This is a genomic window from Vibrio sp. V03_P4A6T147 (assembly GCF_002241085.1).
In the GTDB taxonomy this organism is placed as follows: Bacteria; Pseudomonadota; Gammaproteobacteria; order Enterobacterales; family Vibrionaceae; genus Vibrio; species Vibrio anguillarum.
Window position 1 is genome coordinate 1 of record NZ_NDIO01000171.1, and the last position, 20,708, is coordinate 20,708.

The 20,708-nt window shown below is 46.6% G+C and carries 15 protein-coding genes; all 15 read right to left on the reverse strand.

The annotated features are described in order from the left end of the window. Window positions 1-692 (reverse strand): type VI secretion system Vgr family protein (tssI, locus tag B9J84_RS06615; protein ID WP_143698841.1); only part of this gene is annotated, 692 nt, incomplete at its 3' end. Between the two features lie 167 nt (window positions 693-859). Then, window positions 860-2,155: a type VI secretion system ImpA family N-terminal domain-containing protein gene (locus tag B9J84_RS06620; protein ID WP_094123805.1), complete on the reverse strand. Its 1,296-nt coding sequence runs from the start codon at window positions 2,153-2,155 to the stop codon at window positions 860-862. A 57-nt stretch (window positions 2,156-2,212) separates the two neighbouring features. After that, the gene (gene tssM, locus B9J84_RS06625; protein ID WP_017045001.1) at window positions 2,213-5,758 is read right to left on the reverse strand and encodes a type VI secretion system membrane subunit TssM; all 3,546 of its coding nucleotides are present in this window, start codon (window positions 5,756-5,758) and stop codon (window positions 2,213-2,215) included. Window positions 5,759-5,775: 17 nt separating this feature from the next. Next, a complete protein-coding gene (gene tssA, locus B9J84_RS06630; RefSeq protein ID WP_094123806.1) occupies window positions 5,776-7,173 on the reverse strand; it encodes a type VI secretion system protein TssA in 1,398 nt (465 codons plus the stop codon). Window positions 7,174-7,182: 9 nt separating this feature from the next. Then, complete coding sequence (vasI, locus tag B9J84_RS06635; RefSeq protein ID WP_094123807.1) at window positions 7,183-7,842, reverse strand: type VI secretion system-associated protein VasI; 660 nt, start codon at window positions 7,840-7,842, stop codon at window positions 7,183-7,185. Beyond that, window positions 7,839-9,401, reverse strand: a complete 1,563-nt coding sequence (locus B9J84_RS06640) for a sigma 54-interacting transcriptional regulator (protein ID WP_179217535.1) — start codon at window positions 9,399-9,401, stop codon at window positions 7,839-7,841. The genes vasI and B9J84_RS06640 overlap by 4 nt, the downstream gene beginning before the upstream one ends. A gap of 2 nt (window positions 9,402-9,403) precedes the next feature. Then, on the reverse strand, window positions 9,404-12,022 hold the full coding sequence (tssH, locus tag B9J84_RS06645; protein WP_094123809.1) for a type VI secretion system ATPase TssH: 2,619 nt from the start codon (window positions 12,020-12,022) through the stop codon (window positions 9,404-9,406). Between the two features lie 23 nt (window positions 12,023-12,045). Next, complete coding sequence (gene icmH, locus B9J84_RS06650) at window positions 12,046-12,819, reverse strand: type IVB secretion system protein IcmH/DotU (protein ID WP_026027751.1); 774 nt, start codon at window positions 12,817-12,819, stop codon at window positions 12,046-12,048. A 2-nt stretch (window positions 12,820-12,821) separates the two neighbouring features. Further along, window positions 12,822-14,156 carry a type VI secretion system baseplate subunit TssK gene (gene tssK / locus B9J84_RS06655; protein ID WP_017044997.1) on the reverse strand — a complete coding sequence of 445 codons (1,335 nt, stop codon included), beginning with the start codon at window positions 14,154-14,156 and terminating at the stop codon, window positions 12,822-12,824. 4 nt (window positions 14,157-14,160) lie between these two features. Continuing rightward, the gene (gene tssJ / locus B9J84_RS06660; RefSeq protein ID WP_013868298.1) at window positions 14,161-14,640 is read right to left on the reverse strand and encodes a type VI secretion system lipoprotein TssJ; all 480 of its coding nucleotides are present in this window, start codon (window positions 14,638-14,640) and stop codon (window positions 14,161-14,163) included. Between the two features lie 2 nt (window positions 14,641-14,642). Further along, entirely contained in the window at window positions 14,643-16,115 is a 1,473-nt protein-coding gene (gene tagH, locus B9J84_RS06665) for a type VI secretion system-associated FHA domain protein TagH (RefSeq protein ID WP_094123810.1), read from the reverse strand. 4 nt (window positions 16,116-16,119) lie between these two features. Further along, on the reverse strand, window positions 16,120-17,142 hold the full coding sequence (gene tssG, locus B9J84_RS06670; protein WP_026028436.1) for a type VI secretion system baseplate subunit TssG: 1,023 nt from the start codon (window positions 17,140-17,142) through the stop codon (window positions 16,120-16,122). After that, a complete protein-coding gene (gene tssF / locus B9J84_RS06675; protein WP_094123811.1) occupies window positions 17,106-18,875 on the reverse strand; it encodes a type VI secretion system baseplate subunit TssF in 1,770 nt (589 codons plus the stop codon). The genes tssG and tssF overlap by 37 nt, the downstream gene beginning before the upstream one ends. Before the next feature lie 6 nt (window positions 18,876-18,881). After that, complete coding sequence (gene tssE / locus B9J84_RS06680; protein WP_013868295.1) at window positions 18,882-19,319, reverse strand: type VI secretion system baseplate subunit TssE; 438 nt, start codon at window positions 19,317-19,319, stop codon at window positions 18,882-18,884. 2 nt (window positions 19,320-19,321) lie between these two features. Continuing rightward, the coding region (gene tssC, locus B9J84_RS06685) for a type VI secretion system contractile sheath large subunit (protein ID WP_094123812.1) at window positions 19,322-20,708 on the reverse strand (1,387 nt) is incomplete at its 5' end.

Here is a 20,708-nt window from a genome sequence, read left to right on the forward strand (position 1 = left end):
CTGTGGCTCACTTCGGTTTGGCTGTGTTGCGTTAATTGCGACACATAAGGGCTCTCCATCACGCCACCTGCGAGGGCGTTGTAAGGGATAGGCGTTTCTCGCTTTATCAGGCTTTGGCTGTCATCACTGAAAAAGAGAGTGTGTTTCCCTTCTTCATGAATGAAGTGATACACCAAGCCTTCTTCGGCGGCTAAGCGGTGCAAGAAGTCGATATCCGTCTCACGGTACTGCACGCAGAATTCACGCTGCGCACACTCACGTTTCAGCGAGAAGGAGTAGTCGTTAATGCCCATTTCTTGCAGTACGATGGAGAGGATTTCGGGAACGGTTTTGAGCTGGAAGATGCGGCTGTTTTGGCGCAGTGATAGCCGCTCTAATGCCGGGACTAAGGTCAATGAGTAAAAGGTGTGATGATGGCCGATGTCACCTTTGCTGAACTGGCGCACAATGCCGTGCACGCGCTGCACGACAAGGTCATCACGCAGTATCTCAAGCTGAGCGGTTTTGTCCACCAGCTCCAGCGCCGTTAAGCCAGATTGGCGACTGGCCAGTTTTATCTCATAGCGAAAACCGTAGCAACGCAGGCCCGCTTGCGCGCTATCAGACAGTGATTCCACGCCTTGGTATTCACGCACCACTAACGTGTCGTCTGCCAAACCCTCCACAGTGAGCCTAAAACTTAACCTTGCCATCTTTTTCCCTTCCACTCTTTTATCGCAAAATGACACTAGTACAGCAAGTGCAGTGCCAGGTATTTTTCTTTGATATTCATGAACTTATAAATAGCTCGATTGACAAAGGCAACAAGCTGCCTGATATGAGCAAAAAGTTGCCCTTCAATAACCAATTGTTGCTCAGCTTATTGAGCCTGAGCTTCCTGATTATGTGTCACAGTCAAATGCTCAAACTGCTTGTCGAGCTCGGCCATTTTCCAGCTCAAATTATTAAGCCGTTGCTTCAGAATCATAAACTCCTGTTCAGCCTGTACAACATCACCTTTTTTGAGCAACTCTTCGACATATGCAGCTCTCCCGTAAATAGGAGACAAACTAATAGCGAACTCCTCCAACGATTTGGTTTGTCTTTGCAGTTCGGTTAATTTTCCTTTTTGCGCGAGCAGCGCGATGTTAGCCATCTTGGTTCGCGTTTCACTAAAACGCTCCATAAAGCGCTCAGTTTGTTGCAGAGCTTCACGCTTAGCATCGGCAAACGCTTGATCAACCTCCAGCACCGATTCGGTTTGGGGATAAAGTTGCAATAACGCATCCAACACTTGCTGGGCTTCAACACGAGCCGATTCAAAAGAGCGCGCCATTTTTTGCTCAATCGCCTCTCGGTACAATGGCACAATCTCATTTGACAACTGTTCAAGCTTGGCTGGCGAGTTAGCCTGTTGAAACGCATTGACCTGCTCTGGCGTATGTAAAGCAGGTAACCTTAGGTTGGTTGCATAAGATATTGAGTTGAAAAACGGCAAATAAGTGACGGCCCCATACACCATCACAACACCAAGAACACCGGATATAAAAGCGGCCACATGCGTAACACGTGAGCGCTTTTGATTACGCACCTGCTCAACCTGTTCCGTTTGGGTATGGCGCTTTAGCAGCGAATGATATTGCGTTTCTAAACGATCAATATGTTCAAAAATAGCAAAACCTACTCCTTCGAAATCAACCAAATAGTCGGGCTGTTGCAGCTCTAAAATGGCATGCATACGCTCACAAAAGCGCTCACAACGGTATAAATCACGCAGTGCTTCATGATTCGGACGCAGATCTTTTAACTCCCGCACTACACGAGCATTAACCCAATCGAGCACTTCCTTGCGCATTTTCGCCGATTTTACGTCCGGTTTTGGCAAATTACTTAAGCAGCAGCACAGCAGTTCAACACCATTGGCGTATCCCGCTAAGCCCTGCATTTTTAAACAGGCTACGGTGTAATAACCGCACAGCAAAAGGTCAATCCCCGGGCCTTTTGCTAATGTTTCACAAGCAACTTTCACCACAGCCCAGTCTGGACCACCTGATAATGGGTTGTTACGACGATTGATCTCATCTCTCACCTTTTGGTAGGCATCAATGTGACGAACAGCGGCAGCATCATCTATCAAATGAAAACGAGCGTGGTCGATAAATACAATATTGGACATGACTACAGCGTCCTAAGTGAGTTGAGGAGCGATGACCAATCGCTCCTCACTATTATTTTAGTAAAGGGTTTTCGAGAGTTTGAATGACTTAAATAACCGCTCGGTGAATGGGTTAATATCTGCCTCTGAATTGAGTCGATAAATCATCTCACCACCGTCAACTGCAAACTTAAAGTCAACCGACGTGGAACTAGCACCCACCACATCACCTTGTTCAAGCAAGCGGAAAAATGCCCACGGGCCTTGGATATTAATACTTCGCGGCGACATATTATTTTTAGTCGGCACTAACGTTACTTTAGAGATCGCAGAATCACGCAGCGTATTTGGCCAAATCAACTCGACACTGTCTCTTGGGCCGTGACTATAAGCGAGATATTGACCGTCAACATTTAACACACTGCGGCGTTTGTTGTTGCTCAAGCGTAGCGGTTCAACCGAGAAACTAACGTCTAAGACCCCTTTGCGGTTAAAGAAAGCTTGCTGAATTTTCTTCGCCTGCTTGAGCTGTTCTAGAACGTCTTTGCGAATAATCGACTGCGCGTTATCGTCATCATTGACCGCAATATTTTCTTCCACAAACATCCTTAGCTGGTTGTTGTAGAAGTTGTCTAATGTGCCGTTGGGCGCAAAAAACGCTTCAAAGTCAGAAAGAGAACTGTCTTTGTTGGATGACTCATTAAATGGATAGCGACCAGCTAATTTCTCTTCAAAGGTTTTGTAAACATCATCATGCCAACGAACTTCAAGGTGCTTAATCGCTTCTTGTTTGACAACATACCAACTCTCATCCGCCAGTTTAGACACCATAGTATCGAGCGGTTTAGGCAAACCTGATGCAATACGTTTCACCGTGTAAATTGGATCAGCGTTCACTAATTTTACGCGTGCTTTAGTGGCATCAAGCGCAGCCATACCAACATCTGGCGCTTCTTGAATAGATTTGAGGTAATTTTGTAACTCTTCCACCGCCACTAACACTTCATTGATGTACGCTGGCTTATCACCGACTGGCTTGAGCATAGCGTTTAGTTCAGCAAAGGGCGCATCAATCTGCGAAGCAACTTTGTATTTTGGATTTTTTAACAGCTCTTTTTGCGCGGCTTCATCTTTAGGCACACTGGCATACATTTGAGTATTGCTTTCTAAAGTGCGAAGCAAACGCTGCATCGGTTCAATGTTGCCGGTAAAGTTTTCTAATACTGACACCGCGTCATTGATGTCGCTAAAATACTTAACGCTGATTTCATTAAGAGCCGCACGCCAGGTATTGGTGTAGTCCGCCACATACAAGCTGCGGATTTTGTTACGAAGGTCATGCTTATCCGCTTCGCTAAATTGAGCCGATTTGGATTGCCCTAGTACCCAACTGTCGATCAAGGCCAGCTCAGAAACGGATTCTGATTGCGGCATGAAGTAATCTTCAAACCCTTTTTTGGTAAGCATTTGCGGAATATACAGAGAGCTGCTGTTGACCACTCGCTCTTCAAAAACCACATCAAAGACGGGGCCAATCAAGTTGCGTAAATTGATCGAGGGGCCAAGAACCGTTTGTGCATTCAACTTCAAATTACGGTAAACACGTTGATCGTTAGGCATAGAACCAAGATCAGACTGCACTTTCGCCACCACCTGATCATAAGGCTTCATCACCGACTCTGCATTGCGATCACCGCGCGCGCGATCACCCGCTAAATCCGTGTGTAACATGGCGTAGTCTAAATGCCCCAGTAGTTCTTCTTGGATCACGCGTTGCCCAGCGAACTCTTGCTGCCAGTATTTGGAGAAATAATCGAGTACATAATCCTTATAGCGGCCGCTTTTATCTACCATCATGCGATAGACGCGCAGCACGGCCAGCTTCTCTTCATCTGTTTTGGCTTGGTTAAGCTGCACAACGACATCAGCCATTAGCAGAGGTAAAAAGCGGTTTTCCAATAAATTCAAATAGGTCGCTTCAACCATTGGACCAATCGTGTGGCCTTGGTACAAACCAAAATCGGAAATGTACTGTGGTTTATCACGGAAGAAGCCAAACTCCAATGTCGCCTCTCGAATTTTATTGAGCGGCACGAGAACATCTTGCTGAGAGGCTAAATAAAGATTAGAGGGGAACTCGTTTTTGTACTCGTTTACTTTCGCTAACACCGCATCAGAATGCTTCACGTTACTAAGGTAATAACGATGCCAAGTGCCGACTAATAACACAGTTGCAATAGAACAAGCCACTACTGACAAACCAATCAAGCGCCGTTTTTGCTTCGCAACACGAAAATTATCTGAGGCAAGCCCAGCTTCAGGATAGATGATGTTATTAAACAGTTTTTGTGTGAAATAAACCGTTGAGTTTTTGGCTTGCTGCGCTTTGTTGATCGCATGATCTAGCCCGTAACGACGTGAAGCGGCATCATCAAATGCGTTTGTGGGTACGCCTTGTTGATACACAGAAGTGAAATACGCACCACGCACCAAAGCCGACGTAGAGAACTGATCACTGGCCAATGCATCGTTGAAAAATTGTAATAAGATCTCTTTTAAACCAGAAATTTGACGCGTGAAACTATAAATAGCATTGCGCTCTTCGAGATCCATAGGTACAGAAACCGCATGCGGCAACACATCATTAATGCGCTCAACAAACTGACTGTAGTCTTTTGAAAACTCGTTGAGCCAGTTATCCAAGTCATCAATAGAGTCGAGCGAAAAGGTAAAGCCCAGCACATCTTCACGCTGACTGCGCGAGTAATGTTTAAAGAAAGGTTCAAAACCGTGTAACAAATCCAATTTCGTCAATGCAATATAGACAGGTAGACGCGTGGATAACGTCTCCATCAATTCACGTAAACGAGCACGCAATAAATTGGCGTAAGCTTTACGCTCGGTTGCAGTTGCGGTTGCTAAGTGAGAAACGTCTAACGCTAAAACGATACCGTTGAGTGGACGACGGCTACGCGTTCTCTCCAACCAATTAACAAAATGAAGCCATAAACGGCGCTCCATCGCACCATCGTTATCATTGCTGTGGTTACCTTGTGTCAGTAGCTCTCCATCAGGATCAATCAGTACCGATTCATCGCCAATCCACCAATCAAACGAATACGGGTTTTCACTTTTTTGACCCGAGGCTCGCATTACCGAAGAAAAAACAAAGTTTTGCCCAGAGCGGTTGATGAGGCTGGTTTTACCGGCATTTTCCAAACCGAGCACTAAATACCATGGCAACGCATAAAGATAATTACGTTTATTGAGGTTCTCTTTCATGCTGACCATCACTTGGTTCAGCTCAACCTCTTGGCGCTCTTCATAGGCTTTAATTGGATCTTGGCGAAGCTGATCTTCACGCTTTTGCTCGGCTTTAAAACCTTGCAATTTTCGCCACTGCCACACACCCCAAACGGCCAATGCACCTAAAGTGAACAAGCTACTTGCCACTGCGCGAGCGGTTATCGATTCAAGTGGCTTATTACCCGCGATCTCTAGCCAAGGGCCTGCCCACCAAATCGCAACATTCAATAGAATGAATGTGCTAAATAGCAAAATAGGCATCGCCGCGGCAATGCCCGGTGTTAACTTTCTTGCGATCCCAACAATAAATTTCCACATGGGTTTGTGTCCTTCGTTTACTCTGACGTTGTGTATTGTTCTAATTGCTCAACTAATGAGGGTTCCCAATCGGTAACGCTCATGGTGCTAACCTGAGCATGTAACGTTTGGTACTGTTCTTTCGCCATCGCATCTAAATTATTGCTATTTAACAAATCAGCCGATAATAACCGCCAATAGAATTTATCCCTTGGCTCACTGGCGCTGACCAGACCATCGTTGAGCATAGAGAGCGCCACCGCAATGCCTCCCTCTTTCGCTAAGCTAAACGCCTCTTTGCGTTTGTCTTGCCAATCACCTGCTACTTGGCCTTGGGCGCTACTTTGCTGCTGGCTGAGTAGCCACTCTTTTACACTCGCATTGACAAAAGGCTCGCCTCCTTTGAATTTCAACTCGAGCAGCGCAGGTAGACGTGCCACAAACTGCTGGCTTTCACTCAAAATGGCTTCACTCCACGCCTTTTGGCCTAAACTTTGCGCGATTTGATAGCTCATCATTTGACCTTCAAACCAGTAAGGTGCCATGGTCAAACTCTGCTCTACCTTGCGCCATAAGGCTAAATCTGGGCTACGCATTTGGTCGTGATACTCTTTGATTCGTTCTTGCGCCATCGCCCGTAACAGTGTTTCACCGCTGACGTCATGCTCAGGTAATGAGGTAATACTTGACCACACGGCAAAACGCCTGACTCGTATTGCCAAGGCAATGCCGAACTCTTGTTCAGACAAAAACTCAGCTACCTTTAGTAAGGTCTGCTTAGTGGCTTTGTCACTTGAACTGTCGACTGAGATGGCGCTCTGGGTGGTGGTTTTACGTTCAACCGCCGGAGTCTCTTGCACATGTTGAGTCGCTTGCTCACGTTCTGTTGCACGACGCAGTTGGGCTTGAACTTTAGCCACTAGACTTTCAACGCTTTCAGACATCAGTCCGGCTTGAGTAGTCGCTTGCTGTAGCGCGTCGATCGCGGTGTTTAACTCATCACGATCTGGTCCATCAAATTGTGCGAAATCTAACTTGTTGATGACTAAGGCTAACCGCTGCACAATCTGGCTGAAGAATTTGCGACGTGGCAAACTGCCTCTTTTGCCTGGCGCAGGGAAGCAATCTTCCCAGTAAAGGGACATGAAATCGCTCAGCAGCTGCAGCGACGTGGTGAAACGTAGCGGTGTGACTTGGTTATGCAAACACTGCAACAAGTAGATCAATAATTTGAGATCTTTACTTTTTTCGCTGAGCAGTTTGAGCGTACTGTGTTCGACTTCATCCCATTGCACACTAGTGTGGGAGAGTGACCCCACTTTCATCATTTGATCTTCAACAAAATCAAACAGTGGATCATCAATCAGCCGCTCCCCCACAGGGTTATCGGCTTGAATAGGCTGAGTAATACAGCGGCGATAATCGGTTAACTCCATTGGAACTCCTTACCAACCACAGCGTGTTTTTAGTGCCGTTAATGATTGCGAAAGCTCGCTCGCATCAAACTGCAACCCATCAACAAAAGGAGAGTTTGAACGCAGCACCAGGCGATTTTCTCGCGCCATCGCTTTCATCATCTCAATCGCTGGCATGCCTCTGCCTGAGGAAAAGAGCAAACCTAAATCGTCACTACGCCAAGATTGTGCCTGCATATTAGCAATCGACACTTGGATGCGAGGGTCATCAATCGCGCTAGGAAACGCCAATTCCACTCGACTCAAATTGTCGATACAGCTCATCAGCAGCACAGGTTTAGCGTTATCGTCAAACTTTGTATTTTGATTTAACGCAACCAAAGTAATCCACGCATTCCCTTTATCATCGTCGCCCTCAACGGTTAAGTGACTTGCTTCCCCGTCGTGATACTGGCTGATGCTATCAAAGGCACGTTGCCAAGATAGCGGCGCATTGGGCGTTGCCGCTTGAGGCATCACCACGTCAGAAGGCGTTTTAAACAGGTGGTCAAAACAGCTCAATCGCTCTAACCGAGATGTTATCGTAGTGCATTGCTCTGCTTGTGCTACAGCGTCATTTTCCGCATTTGCCATGGGAAAATACAGCGTCATAGAGAGGCAAACTGTGAGCCTAAACAACCGTTTATTCATGGTGTTTTAATCTCCAATTTTTGGCATTTATAGGCCAAGGTCCGCTTGGGTATACCGAGGCTTTGGGCCGCTTTGGCCCTGTCACCAGCAAAGTATTGGAGGCGCTCACGGATAATACGAGACTCAAATTCATTCACCGCTTGTTTTAAATCATCCACCACTCGGCTGACACCGGGCTCAGCTTTAGCGACCTTATGCCCATGTCGTTCAGTCTCTGGCTGCTGATCGGCTTTAGTGTATGCTAAACGTTGTGTAAAGCAGGACTCCTCCACCTGTGTGCCATCTAGTGTTTGCGCACAACCAAATTCAATAAGGTGCTTGAGTTCACGCACGTTACCGGGAAAGTCATAACGTTTTAGGCAATCGATCGCTTTATAGTGCACACCCCGAATGTTGGTTGCATGCTGCTCATTAAAGCTGCGTACAAAATGTTGGCTAAGCCGTTCAATATCATCCATCCTTGCCGCAAGGCGTGGCAAAGTGATCGGGTACTGAAATAAGCGGTAATAAAGATCCTGACGAAACGATTTATTACGCACTTGTTCGAGGAGATTGACATGCGTTGCTGAAACCAAACGAAAATCAGAAGATTGTTCGTTTTTACCGCCAATCGGCCGAAAAGATCGAGATTCCAACACCCGCAGTAATTTGGCTTGCAGGCTCAAGGGCATATCACCGATTTCATCCAAAAACAGGGTTCCGCCATCGGCTTGCGCAATCAACCCTTGTTTATCGCTATCCGCGCCGGAAAACGCCCCTTTGCAGTAGCCGAACAGTTCACTTTCCAATAAGTTTTCAGGGATAGCCGCGCAGTTAATAGCAACAAATGGCGCTTGTTTACGGGGCGAGAGTTGGTGCACCGCTTGCGCGACCAACTCTTTACCTGTCCCTGTTTCACCTTGCACCATCACTGAAAGCTGTGATGGCGCGGCGTTGATGATCTGCTCTCTTAATTTTTTCATCGCCAAACTGTTACCGATTAAGGTTTCAGAGAGGCTCGCAATTAATGAGCGACGAGCGTTGTCTCGCTGGACGTCAGACAAGGATTCCGATAAGTTTTGTCGATTTTGTTCTTCCCGTTGCATCTCATTAAGCAACGACCACTGATGGCAAAAAACATCCACATACTTGATAAAATCTGGCTGCTCAAATAGGCCTTCCAAGGTATGGGTTTCACCAATCAACAGCAAAATAGACTGAACTTGTGTATCCCCATTCGGTAACGGGTGTACAACCACGCTATCTAACATGCCGACCCGGCTAGTGAGTTGACTAAACAGGCGATTCGATTGCCAAAAAACCAATTCATCAGCGGTTAAGTGCATCGATTTGGCTGATTGCAATACATGGGCAAACGGACAATCAAAATCGGTGACCGACCAGCTTAAATTCAGCGGGTTATCCTGTGGCACTAAGGTACGGCCGTCTGAACTGGGAACCAGTAACAAGCAAGTATCGAGCCTTAGCTCTCGGCGCAGCGTTTCTACAAACAATGCGGCCAATTGGCTAGGCTTTCTCGCGACAACAAGCTCGGTTGCGTAAGCTAACCAGTGACTCATGATCACTCAACCTCTCCAATAAACTCACCCTCTTCCGCCGCTAAATAGATGCGTTGCACTGGTTGTTTATCAGCCAGTTTATTTAACAAAGCTAATGAAATCGGTGGTAGTAATTGACCTTCGATGATCGCTTCCAGCATACGAGCCCCATTTTCAGAGCGCGTTGCACGGCTTAAGATCTCTTCGATCAAGCTATCTTCAATCACCACGTCAGCGGCATAACGCTGTTTAAAGAGCTGCTCAAGGCGGGTTAACTTGCCACGCACAATCTGCTCTAGCACTTCTTTGCTGAGCGGTAGATACGGAATGATCTCCATACGAGCCAGTAAGGCGGGTTTGAAAAAAGCCGCAAGTTCTGGGTAAAGCTGCTCATCAAGCAACTGAGGCTGCTGCGCGTAATCGACTATGGTTTGGTAACCTAAATTCGAGGTGAGGAAGAAGACGATGTTTTGGCAGTCGATCACTCGACCTTCACCATCGGCCAGCTCACCTTTATCAAAGGCTTGGTAGAAAATATTGAGCACTTCTGGGTGCGCTTTTTCAACTTCGTCTAACAACACCACAGAGTACGGCATTTTACGAATCGCTTCGGTAAGAATGCCACCCTCACCATAACCAACATAACCCGGAGGCGAACCAATCAGGCGTGAAACGGTATGCTTTTCTTGATATTCCGACATGTTGATAGTGGTTAAAAATTGTTTACCACCATAAAGTTGTTGCGCCAGTTGGACTACCGTTTCGGTTTTACCAACGCCACTTGGACCCACGAGTAGGAAGGAACCTTTTGGACGCCCCGGACGGCGCAAATCCGCGCGCGCCGTTAATAAGTTACGGTGAACACGCTCAATCGCAGTATCTTGCCCTTTGATTGTCTCACCTAAAATAGCCGTTAGGTGGGTGATTTTATGCAGCTCATCGCTGTTCATTTGGTCAACGGGCACGCCCGTCCAGTCCGCAATCACTTCCGCTATTTGCTGAGCATCGACTTGTGGATGCATGAGGCGATCATTATGAGGGATCTCTTCTAAAGCTCGATATTGCTCCTGCAATTGAACAAGTAACTCATCGCGCTCAACTTGGGTCTGCTCACCATGATCCTCAGCGCCATCTAAGAGCTGATCGCGTAGGATAATAATGCGCTCAATGATCGCTTTTTGCTCTTGCCAGCTTTGAGTCAAGGCCGCTTTTTCAGCTTCATCGGCCACTTCTTGGCTACATAGCTCATCCAAGCGATGCGAATCAACCACTTGACCTAAATATTGAGCACGCTCAAGCATATCAATTTCAAGTTGACGTTGATGGCAAGCTGTCTCTAGTTGCGCTAAGCGCTTCGGCGGTGTGGTGATATTAATTGCAATACGCGCGCAAGCAGTATCCAACACATCAATCGCTTTATCCGGCAGTTGTCTACCTGAAATGTAACGCGCTGAAAGCTCGGCGGCGGCTTTCAATGCATCATCAGTAATCAATACGTTATGGGCTTTTTCGTAAACACGATTCAAGCCACGCAGAATATCTACTGCTTGGCTGATGCTCGGCTCTTCTAATTTCACTAACTGGAAACGACGAGTCAGCGCAGGATCTTTTTCAAAATACTTTTTGTACTCTTTCCATGTGGTGGCTGCGACAGTACTGAGCTCGCCTCGCGCAAGAGCTGGCTTTAGCAAGTTGGCCGCATCACTACCACCCTCTTGGTTGCCAGAACCAATTAAAGTGTGCGCTTCATCGATAAACAAAATGATCGGTTTAGGCGAGGTTTTGATCGCGTCAATCACGCCTTTAAGACGTTTTTCAAATTCACCTTTGACTGAAGCACCCGCTTGCAACAAGCCTAGATCGAGTGAGCACAACTCTACATTTTGCAGCTGTGTCGGCACATTGCCCGCAACGACGCGCAATGCAAGCCCTTCAATCATGGCGCTTTTACCGACACCAGCGTCTCCCACAACGATGGGGTTGTTTTTACGACGACGACACAAGATGTCGATCATCAAATTGAGTTCGTTTTCACGACACAATACTGGGTCCAGTTCGCCGTTACGCGCTTGCGCCGTGACATTGGTGCAGTATTTATGCAGTGGCGAAGATGACGCTGCATCCAGCGCGGCAGGAGCTTGAGAACCCACTTTGCTTTTTTCAACCGCCGACTCGGAAGAGTCTTGCAACAGCGTATCAAACCCTTTGTTTAGGCTCTCTTTGTTGATGTGTTCAAAAAGACGGATTAGTTTAAGTGGTAGGTAACGATCAGCGCGCATCAACGCGGCTAAAAACACCACACCCGAACGAAGCTGATTCTGATTCAGCTCAGTGGTAGAAAGCAACCAAGCTTCCTGCAATAGCTCAACCAACAGTGGCGAGAATGCTGGATAGGTATCTAACACTTGTTCACGAGCGTAACTTGCACTGATGGCTTGTTTTACGGTTTCCACATCTAAGTTAGCGTGCTTAGCTATCACACGCACATCCGAAAGTGGGTTCTCTAGCAACACATGTAAGAAGTGCTCATAGGTCACTTCTGGGTGCTGACGTTCAATACATAATGAAGCGGCTTGCTCTAGGGCTAGCTTACTCTGTTCATTGAGTTTTGAAATTAATGTGGGTAATTCAATACGGATCACTACAATCACCTAGCCTTTTATAATTAGAGTATTTGGTTCAATTGGTTTAATACGTCTGCCGATTGGCTGTGCAGTAAATAGGAATAGCCTAAAAACACACCGACCCAAATAATGACAAAACCAAGCAGTACTGACCAAACCGGTAACTGCCTGCTTAACTTATATTTTGATTTCACCACATGGTCCGTGGCGGAGGTCAGTTCCTTCGGCTCGTTTTCATCCAACGAACTGACGGTGTCATGTAAACGACTGATCACCTTTTCACGCTCGTTGTGGCCGCTTTCCATCACACGGTATTTACCTTCAAAACCTAACACTAGGCATTGATAGATAAACTCTAGCAACGCGCGATAACGTTTAGGTTCACCTTCCAAGCGACTTAAGATGGTAAACACTTTTTCGCCGCCCCAAGTCTCACTGTGGAAACGAGACAGCATAGAATGTTCAGCCCACACACTGGATGCACCCCACTCGGTTCCCATGACGGCTTCATCCAAAAACGCACACAGAATGTAGCGATAAGCCATCAAAATCGCATGCTCAAACCCTTGCTCGGCAAGCTCGATTTCAATCGCTTTAATCTCTTCCACCGTCTGTTTGTAGATCTGCTCAATGTTGTCGCACTCTGACAAGCTGCGTACCCGCAGCGACAAACCAAACAGAGGGGTAGCAGCATCAATCAAAACATTAGGGTTATCACCACGCAGTTGAAACCAGTAATCTTGGTCGTGGTTGATCTGCTCGACGCTGTCAAAAAGCAGACCGCTGTATTGGGTGTTTTTTTTATCAATTGCCATCATCAGCTCCTAATCGCCCAGAATTGCAGGTCAAGATCTTCAAACGCACCCGCGACATGGAAAGCAAAACCACTTGAGCGACCTAACATCGACCATGCTGAGCTGGTTTTATCCAATTGGTAATAGGTATAACCGGCGTGGTAAGGCAACTGCCTTGGTGCCACTGGTAACGGTGTAATTGGAATGCCCGGTAATTGCAGTGAAATGAGCTCGCGGATTTTCTCCACTGACGATACTTTGGTCTGCTGAGTAAAGAGACGACGCAGTTCATCTAATGGCATGCGTGCTTTCACCGCGATGATGAATTCTGCGCTTTCAACCAGTTGAGGGTCGTGGATTGGGGCAACCATCAGACCGTACTTACGTTTATCCAACTGAATCGAGACCGCTCTAGGCTCAAGCACGATACTTAGGCTCTGTCTTAAGTTGCGGATCAGCGGCCCAAAAGAGTGGGTCGGCATTTCATGGTTGTAGCTCGGGATGCTCGGTGGTAAACGACTTTCATCGGTAAATGTAGCCAATTCTCCACATACGCATGACAGGCACTCAAATAAACGTTCCGGGTGCAAACTGCGTAGCTCTGCCAAGTGTTGCATCTGGGGTTGTAAGCGATTCAGGGCTTGCAACAGCATAAAATCAGACACATCCGCGACCCCGCCTTGAGAGGGAGAGCTGATACGTTGAGCAATGTTTTTGGCACGTTCGCGCATTAACCCAGAGATTTCGTTAATAAAACGGTGCAAAGCCGCATTGCTCGCAACATTAAGATGGCACGGAATAAAATCCGGATCGAGTACGACACTGCCATCAGGACGTTTTTCTAAAATACGAGCGATCGCAATTGAGGCGTAAGAGCTTCTGTCTTCTTTTTCAAGCATCAACTGCACACGAACAGGTGAGACATCTAGCGTCGTGGTGTCACCGCGCACGGTATGCACATCACGCACTTCTAAACGATTGCTTAAGTAACGCCCGGTTCCACGCTCTTCAGGCCAGTTAATCTCCATTAACGATTCACTGCGAAGTGGCACCGCTAAATAGACCAACTGGTTTGCAAGCGAAGCATCGGCAATCTCGAGCGCATCTGGCAACACATCTTCCTGAGGAATACGGAAAACGGTTCCATCAGGCATAATGCCGACCGCACGTTCGATCGCGATACGACCAAAAGAGAGATATTCAGGGTTAAGTGATAACTCTGATACTCCGTAAAGGTAGCCACTGACTGATGAGATGCGTTCATCAATATGATATTCAAAATAGCGTTGCTGCTGCTGGAAATGCTGCGGTTTAATGAATAGACCTTCATTCCAAATGACACGATTACGCGCAAACATCTTGTTACTCCACCCTTTCCAGTTTTACATCGTAGTCTTTGAAATACATCAAAAGATGGTATTCCCTACCTTTGTTAAGCACTTTGACGGCCTTTTTCCATTCACTCAGCTCAGGTTCAGCAAAATGCGCCATGACCCCAATGTAGTTCGTGCCTTCATCAATCTCGAACGCGTTCACAAACTTAAACTGGCCTGGTGTCATTACATAATCGTAATTGGCGATAAAATTGCTGCGTAACGCTTTTTTGTAGTCTGCCTTTACTTGGTCATAATCGGCAGACATAAACATCGAATCATCTTTGAGCTCAAACACTTGAACCTCTATCGGCGACGCTTCACCCCAAATATTAGGGTTAGTACCTTCATCACTAACGAGACTGAACGTTACCTTGGTCGGCTGTGTGGCTGGCTCATACTTTTCTGATGAGCTACAGGCGGTTAATACCGTCAGTAGCATCAGCAGGACAAAAGACCGCTTGTTCACCGTTATAGCTCCAGCTGTTTTTCACGAATTTTCTTGTCGTAAGACTGCTCGAAAATTTCCCAAAACAGTTTCTCAAATCCTTTTTGGCGATTAGAAGTGAGCTCTTGGTAGTAGTGGCAATACATCTCCCACGCCCAAGCATCTGAAGAGTGGTTCTGTGTATCACTATTGCGCTTGTAATGTTGGAAACGGCGCAGTAGCACTTGAGGAGAAAAGGCATTAAGAATCTGATTTAGGGCTTCGCTAGTGGCGTGCTGCATTGCTTCGTTATGGTCGCGCACATTTTTTAGGCTTTCGGCAATCGCCGCTGGGGCAGACAAGTGCACCACACTTTTATCAGCATCATACAGAGTACGAATGGTTTCTTCGTATGATAGCCCCAAGCGAAGTGGGTTATCTTCAATCGGTTGCAAGTTACGATTCATCATACCAAAACGCCCTTCACTCACTTGCTGGTGAAGCTCAAGCAAACCTTGCACACACGCTTGCAACGATTGCCCAAGCTCTTCTGAAAGCATGTGCATTTTCGCCATATCGTGGCTATTGCCAACGTCAACACCTAGCCCGGTGAGCATGGGGCCGGTCAATAAGTGTGATGCATTGTTTGACGAGCTGTTGTGTTGCTCGGAGTGAGGGTGATAGCTTCTCGCCACTTCTTCCTCAAGTAGATCTAATACTTTATCGTCCATCGCTAAGCCCTCAGGTACGTTGTAAATACTGTTATTAATGTTCAAATGAGTCGGTGGTTGCGCAGTCTCATGGTGCTCAACAGCCGGAATTGGTGATAAATCGGTGGAGGTTTTGCCAAAACCGAGAATTTTCTTTAATCGAATCGATGACGTCATCTCATACTCGCTGTCAGCTTGAGGCGTAAACTGCAGTTGCGACTGCTGGCTATCGTATTCTGGCACTAATGAATGTTGTGCTTGCGCGAGTGGTTTTTCCGTCTCTTCAAGCAACGACTCTTCTTGTTTAATGCCTTGCAATAAATCATCTAAAGCGGCGATAGGGTCCATTGAACTCGACTCTGGTTCATCCTCGTCGCGGCTGATATCATCCAATGGACCATCTTTGAGTAGATCGAGCCCCTCTTTAGCAAACAGCTGATCCAAAGAGCCATTAATCAGAGAATCGTCTTCACCCACTTGACCAAAAATGACACGAATTTGGTAAGGTCCAATGGCCACCTCATCTTTATGCTCCAACTTAGCCGAAGCACCTTGCCCTAACGGCTTATGGGAACCATTAACATAGGTATTACCAACCAGATCTTGAATGCAAAACGCACCATCAATCACACGGATTGAACAGTGATGATTTTGAATTTTCCCTTTACCGTCACGAAGCTGCCAATGCGCATCACTTGCAGAGCCAATCACACCGCCTTGCACATTAAACATCGCTTGTGCAGATAATCCTGATTCCAGTAGTTGCACATTCGTCACTACCATTGAAAGCGTTTGCTTCTTCTGCATATCGCTATTGCCTTACTTGTATAAGCACGCTTTTGTCCGCCAAATCGCGCCCTAAAAATGATGACCAACCCAAAGCCACACCACTGTCATGGCATAAACTCATCACTGGAGCCTCGCTCTCGTGCATGGTCAGCTCAAGGTCGTAAGCCATCTGCTCTCGTAAAATAAACTCCACCAACTTACACAGCGGTTGATGTTCTTTGCCTGATGGCAAAAAATCGGCAAATCGTTCTCGAGTTAAGTTTTTGATACAGATAACAAACTTACCGTTACAGTCCATAACTGACTCACCCAACATGCTGTTGATCCCAAGCTCACCATTCTGCTTACCTAAGCAAAACTGCTGATAAGGCTCTATCCGGACTTTACGTCGAACCCACTGGCGAATACTGACTTCTTGTAGATCAAAGCAGTGCGCGATGATGCCAGACACCACTTGCGGTGAACGACTTCGGCCAGCCAAAGTGCCCGCATAAGCCAGCATCTTGCACCAATTTATCGGTGTTTCGCCGCGCAAGTCCGCATCACCCAAACCGACTAAAGCAAACAGCTGTGATGAAAATTGATCCTGCGCACCCGCTTGAAAACGGACGTAATAGCGATACTTTCGCCATACGCGATACACAAGGTTAATCAACCGGTTATTGAAAAAATCTAAAAAGGGCCGCTTGAAACCACCGGGATCTTCTTCGACCAATTGCTGCAAAATAAAACCAGGCAACGGTGACTGCGCCCCAGTTAATCCAAAAAAATTGGTTTGTAAGATCAGGCGCTCATCCGCGAACTCACGTAAATCCGTTACGTCTGCTGGTGCAAAGCCTAAACTTGGGTTGGCACTGAATACCAACTGGCATGTCCGCTCCCAATCTTCTGATTCAGGATTAAACGCATTAAGTTTTTGCAGCAGTTCCACCAACTGGTAGAAGTTGTACGTTCGTACATCGCTTGGTAAACCCAGTAGAGGCTCCGGCACAGCCGCCGCAGCCATCTCTAGATCAATGGCTGCATTCCTGTCTGTGTTCCCCATGTGTACTTCTCTTGATTGGACGAGTTAATAACGATCAGCTCATGAAACGAATTGATGCTGGCATAGAGGGCAAAAAAGTGGCTAAGCACTGTGCCAAAGAGGTAAAGCTCCCCTTCTGAACCAAAACAGTTTTGATCAATATGAATCGTCGATTGCAGCCCTCGCACTGGCAAACCGCGCAATATTTTATCCACGGGTTGCGACTCAATTTTTTGGATCCCTTCAAGACGCAAACGCGCAACACGCTCCGCTTGGCGATCCACCAAGGCTCTGAAATCGTAAGCTCGCAACACACTGCTTAAGGCATCTTTGGACAGCAGCGATAAATAATTCAGCGATAAGTTAGAAATCAATACCCACAATAGACTGCCATCCAGTACTGGGCGCAGAGATTGTGAAGGCACGGTAATATTGCTGAAAGTGGCAAAGGGGGGCGAGCTGTCTGTCGGCTCACAAATGTCACCGACACCGAGTTCGAGCGGTAATAAGCGATTGGTGCAGGTGAGTTTGAGCGAGATGGCTTCATCGACATGCATGGATTGCGTTTCATCCCCGCGAATGAAAGAGATGAAATTATCAAATCCATCGCCACGGATACTGTCTCTCACTCGTGTGCGGTAGTAGAGCGCTTCACGATTTCGAACCCGCTCCACTTCATGCTGAAAACTTTCAAATGCTGAATAGACACGTTTTTCACCCCGAATTCGTTGGCTGGCTTGAGTTTTGTCTTGCCAACCGAACACGCCGTCAACGCTGAACACTTCATAGTGAGAAGGGTAACGACTAGAGGGGATAATGCGATACTCTGAACGCTTGCCCGTTAAATCGATCGGATCGGCATCATGTTCAAACAAATTAATGACAGGGGTGCAGTACAACTGGAAATTATCCTGACGCACTCGAACGTCCGCTGGCAGGGTTTTCGAAAAACTGATTTTCAGTTTGAACGCACCATGCACTGATTTCGGCACTACGCTAGCCAGACGGGTAATATCAACAAAATGAAATGCTTCAGGAAACGACAAGTATTCCTGCAAAACGCGATAACCTTCATACACATTGGAAGGATAGGGCAAAAGCGACTGCTCGCTATCAAATCCGACCGTTTGGAAGCTATTGCGCGGCAGCGTAAATTCTACCCCCGCGACTTCAACAGAAATCTTATCGAGGTAGTGGTTGAGCCATAAATAGAGCATTTGTGAGCTGTATTTATCACCACCTAAGTAAAAGCGCAGATCATCAAGATGCGCATCACCGACGCTTATCTCACCCAGCATATTAAGCGACACTTCGATGATGGTCGCTTCTCTAGTATGTTGCGCAGTGACGTCAGTACATTTCAGTGGGTAAATCTGCACGTCACGACAGGTTCTAAAGTGACATTTGGTGCCGAAAACAGGCTTGCTATCGAGCTGAGTGCCACGAACGATTTGCTGCTTATCACTGACACTTTTATCCGGTGTGAACGAGACAATACTCATGCTTGGCACAGGACGTAAGTAGTTTGGCCATAGCATGTTGATGATGGAGTGCGTTAGCTCAGGAAATTCATCTTCAACTTTTTCGCGCAAGCGAGCGGTGAGAAAGGCGAATCCTTCCAATAAACGCTCGACATCAGGATCCGTCGTTTTACCGTGTAAAAAGCGAGAGAGTTGAGGATGAATTTCAGTGAAATGCTTTCCTTGTTCTTTAAGGAAAGCAAGCTCTTCTCTGAAGTACTTATCTTGAGCCATAATTTTCTAATACACTCGGTACTTTCGGTTTTGATCCAGTAGCAGGTTGAACTGCACTTTCTCATGTAACGCATCACTGTTTATTTCGGCCACAATATGGAAGCGCAGCATCAAAGGGCTAAACACGTCCGACTCGGATCGAATCACAATATTTCGTAAACGGGGCTCATACACATCTAAGCAGCTTTGTATCGCAAGCTTAATCCGCAGCGATAAGTCTAAGGTTTCTAACGTTGCATCGTTAAAATCCACTAAACCTAACGTTGGAGCACTTTGTGCCTCACCCATGCGAGTATTCAAAATATTGGAAACATTGCGTTTGATTGATTGGAGCACATCCCATGCATTTGGCCCTTGGGTCAAAGACATAGGCTTGGTGCCAGCTTCTAAACGTTCAAAGAAGCCGACACCAAATGCACTCTCTTCAGGTGCAATATAAGTCATGGTTATGCTTGATCTAATCGACCAACCAATGACAATTCAAAGTTCGCGCCCATGTACTTAAAGTGAGGACGAACAGAGAGAGAGACCTGATACCAACCAGGTTCACCTTCAACATCCATGACTTCGATTTTTGCAGCACGAAGAGGACGACGGCTACGTACGTCTGCTGGTGGATTTTCTTGGTCAGCCACGTACTGTTTGATCCAACCATTAAGCTCGCGTTCAAGATCTTGACGCTCTTTCCAAGCACCAATTTGCTCACGCTGTAGCACTTTGACGTAGTGTGCAAGGCGATTGATGATCATCATATATGGCAGTTGCGTACCCAACTTGTAGTTGGTTTCTGCTTCTTTGCCTTCTTTGGTATTCGGGAATATTTTTGGCTTTTGGATCGAGTTTGCAGAGAAGAATGCGGCGTTATCACTGCCTTTGCGCATGGTTAAAGCAATGAAACCTTCTTCTGCTAATTCAAACTCTTTACGGTCAGTCACCAACACTTCAGTTGGGATCTTACTTTGCAGTGCACCCATCGATTCAAACACGTGTACTGGCAGATCTTCAACCGCACCGCCACTTTGTGGGCCAATGATGTTTGGACACCAACGGTACTTGGCAAAGCTATCGGTTAAACGAGTAGCGAAAGCAAACGCGGTGTTACCCCATAGATAGTGTTCGTGTGAAGCGCTGACACTTTCCACATAATTAAATGATTTAATTGGGTTTTCTGTTGGATCATAAGGTACGCGCAACAAGAAACGAGGCGCAGTCAAGCCAAGGTAACGCGCATCTTCTGATTCACGTAGAGAACGCCATTTAGTGTATTTAGGGCTTTCAAATGTTGACTTAAGATCCTTGATATTTGGTAGCTCTTCAAAAGAATCGATACCAAAAAACTCAGGGCCTACACTAGAAATGAATGGAGCATGAGCCATCGCACCAAGTGCACCCATGTATTGCAGTAGCTTCATGTCAGGGGTTGATGGCGTGAAAGCAAAGTTACCGATGATAGCGCCAGTCGGCTCACCACCAAATTGGCCATAACCAGAAGAATAAACGTGCTTATAAAGACCGGATTGCGTCGTTTCTGGTGCAAATTCAAAGTCTTCAAGCAACTCGCCTTTCGTTACATGCAACAAATCGACCTTGTTGTTTTCACGAAAATCGGTACGGTCAATAAACAGTTTCAAACCACGCCATGACGATTCCATCTGCTGGAAACGCTCTTCGTGCAAAATCTCATCCATTTGAGCACTGATTTTCTTATCAAGCTCAACCAGCATTTGATCAACGAGTGATTTGTTAACCGGCTCTTCCGTTTGATTCGAACCGATGAGATTCTCAATAAACGCAGCAACCCCTTTCTTCGCAACATCATACCCTTCTTCAGTC

What these genes read in the sequence shown, in the direction of transcription:
- B9J84_RS06620 (WP_094123805.1), bottom strand. Translation starts at nt 2,155, where the DNA reads ATGTCCAATATTGTATTTATCGACCACGCTCGTTTTCATTTGATAGAT.
- tssM (WP_017045001.1), bottom strand. Translation starts at nt 5,758, where the DNA reads ATGTGGAAATTTATTGTTGGGATCGCAAGAAAGTTAACACCGGGCATT.
- tssA (WP_094123806.1), bottom strand. Translation starts at nt 7,173, where the DNA reads ATGGAGTTAACCGATTATCGCCGCTGTATTACTCAGCCTATTCAAGCC.
- vasI (WP_094123807.1), bottom strand. Translation starts at nt 7,842, where the DNA reads ATGAATAAACGGTTGTTTAGGCTCACAGTTTGCCTCTCTATGACGCTG.
- B9J84_RS06640 (WP_179217535.1), bottom strand. Translation starts at nt 9,401, where the DNA reads ATGAGTCACTGGTTAGCTTACGCAACCGAGCTTGTTGTCGCGAGAAAG.
- icmH (WP_026027751.1), bottom strand. Translation starts at nt 12,819, where the DNA reads ATGGCAATTGATAAAAAAAACACCCAATACAGCGGTCTGCTTTTTGAC.
- tssK (WP_017044997.1), bottom strand. Translation starts at nt 14,156, where the DNA reads ATGTTTGCGCGTAATCGTGTCATTTGGAATGAAGGTCTATTCATTAAA.
- tagH (WP_094123810.1), bottom strand. Translation starts at nt 16,115, where the DNA reads ATGCAGAAGAAGCAAACGCTTTCAATGGTAGTGACGAATGTGCAACTA.
- tssG (WP_026028436.1), bottom strand. Translation starts at nt 17,142, where the DNA reads ATGGGGAACACAGACAGGAATGCAGCCATTGATCTAGAGATGGCTGCG.
- tssF (WP_094123811.1), bottom strand. Translation starts at nt 18,875, where the DNA reads ATGGCTCAAGATAAGTACTTCAGAGAAGAGCTTGCTTTCCTTAAAGAA.
- tssE (WP_013868295.1), bottom strand. Translation starts at nt 19,319, where the DNA reads ATGACTTATATTGCACCTGAAGAGAGTGCATTTGGTGTCGGCTTCTTT.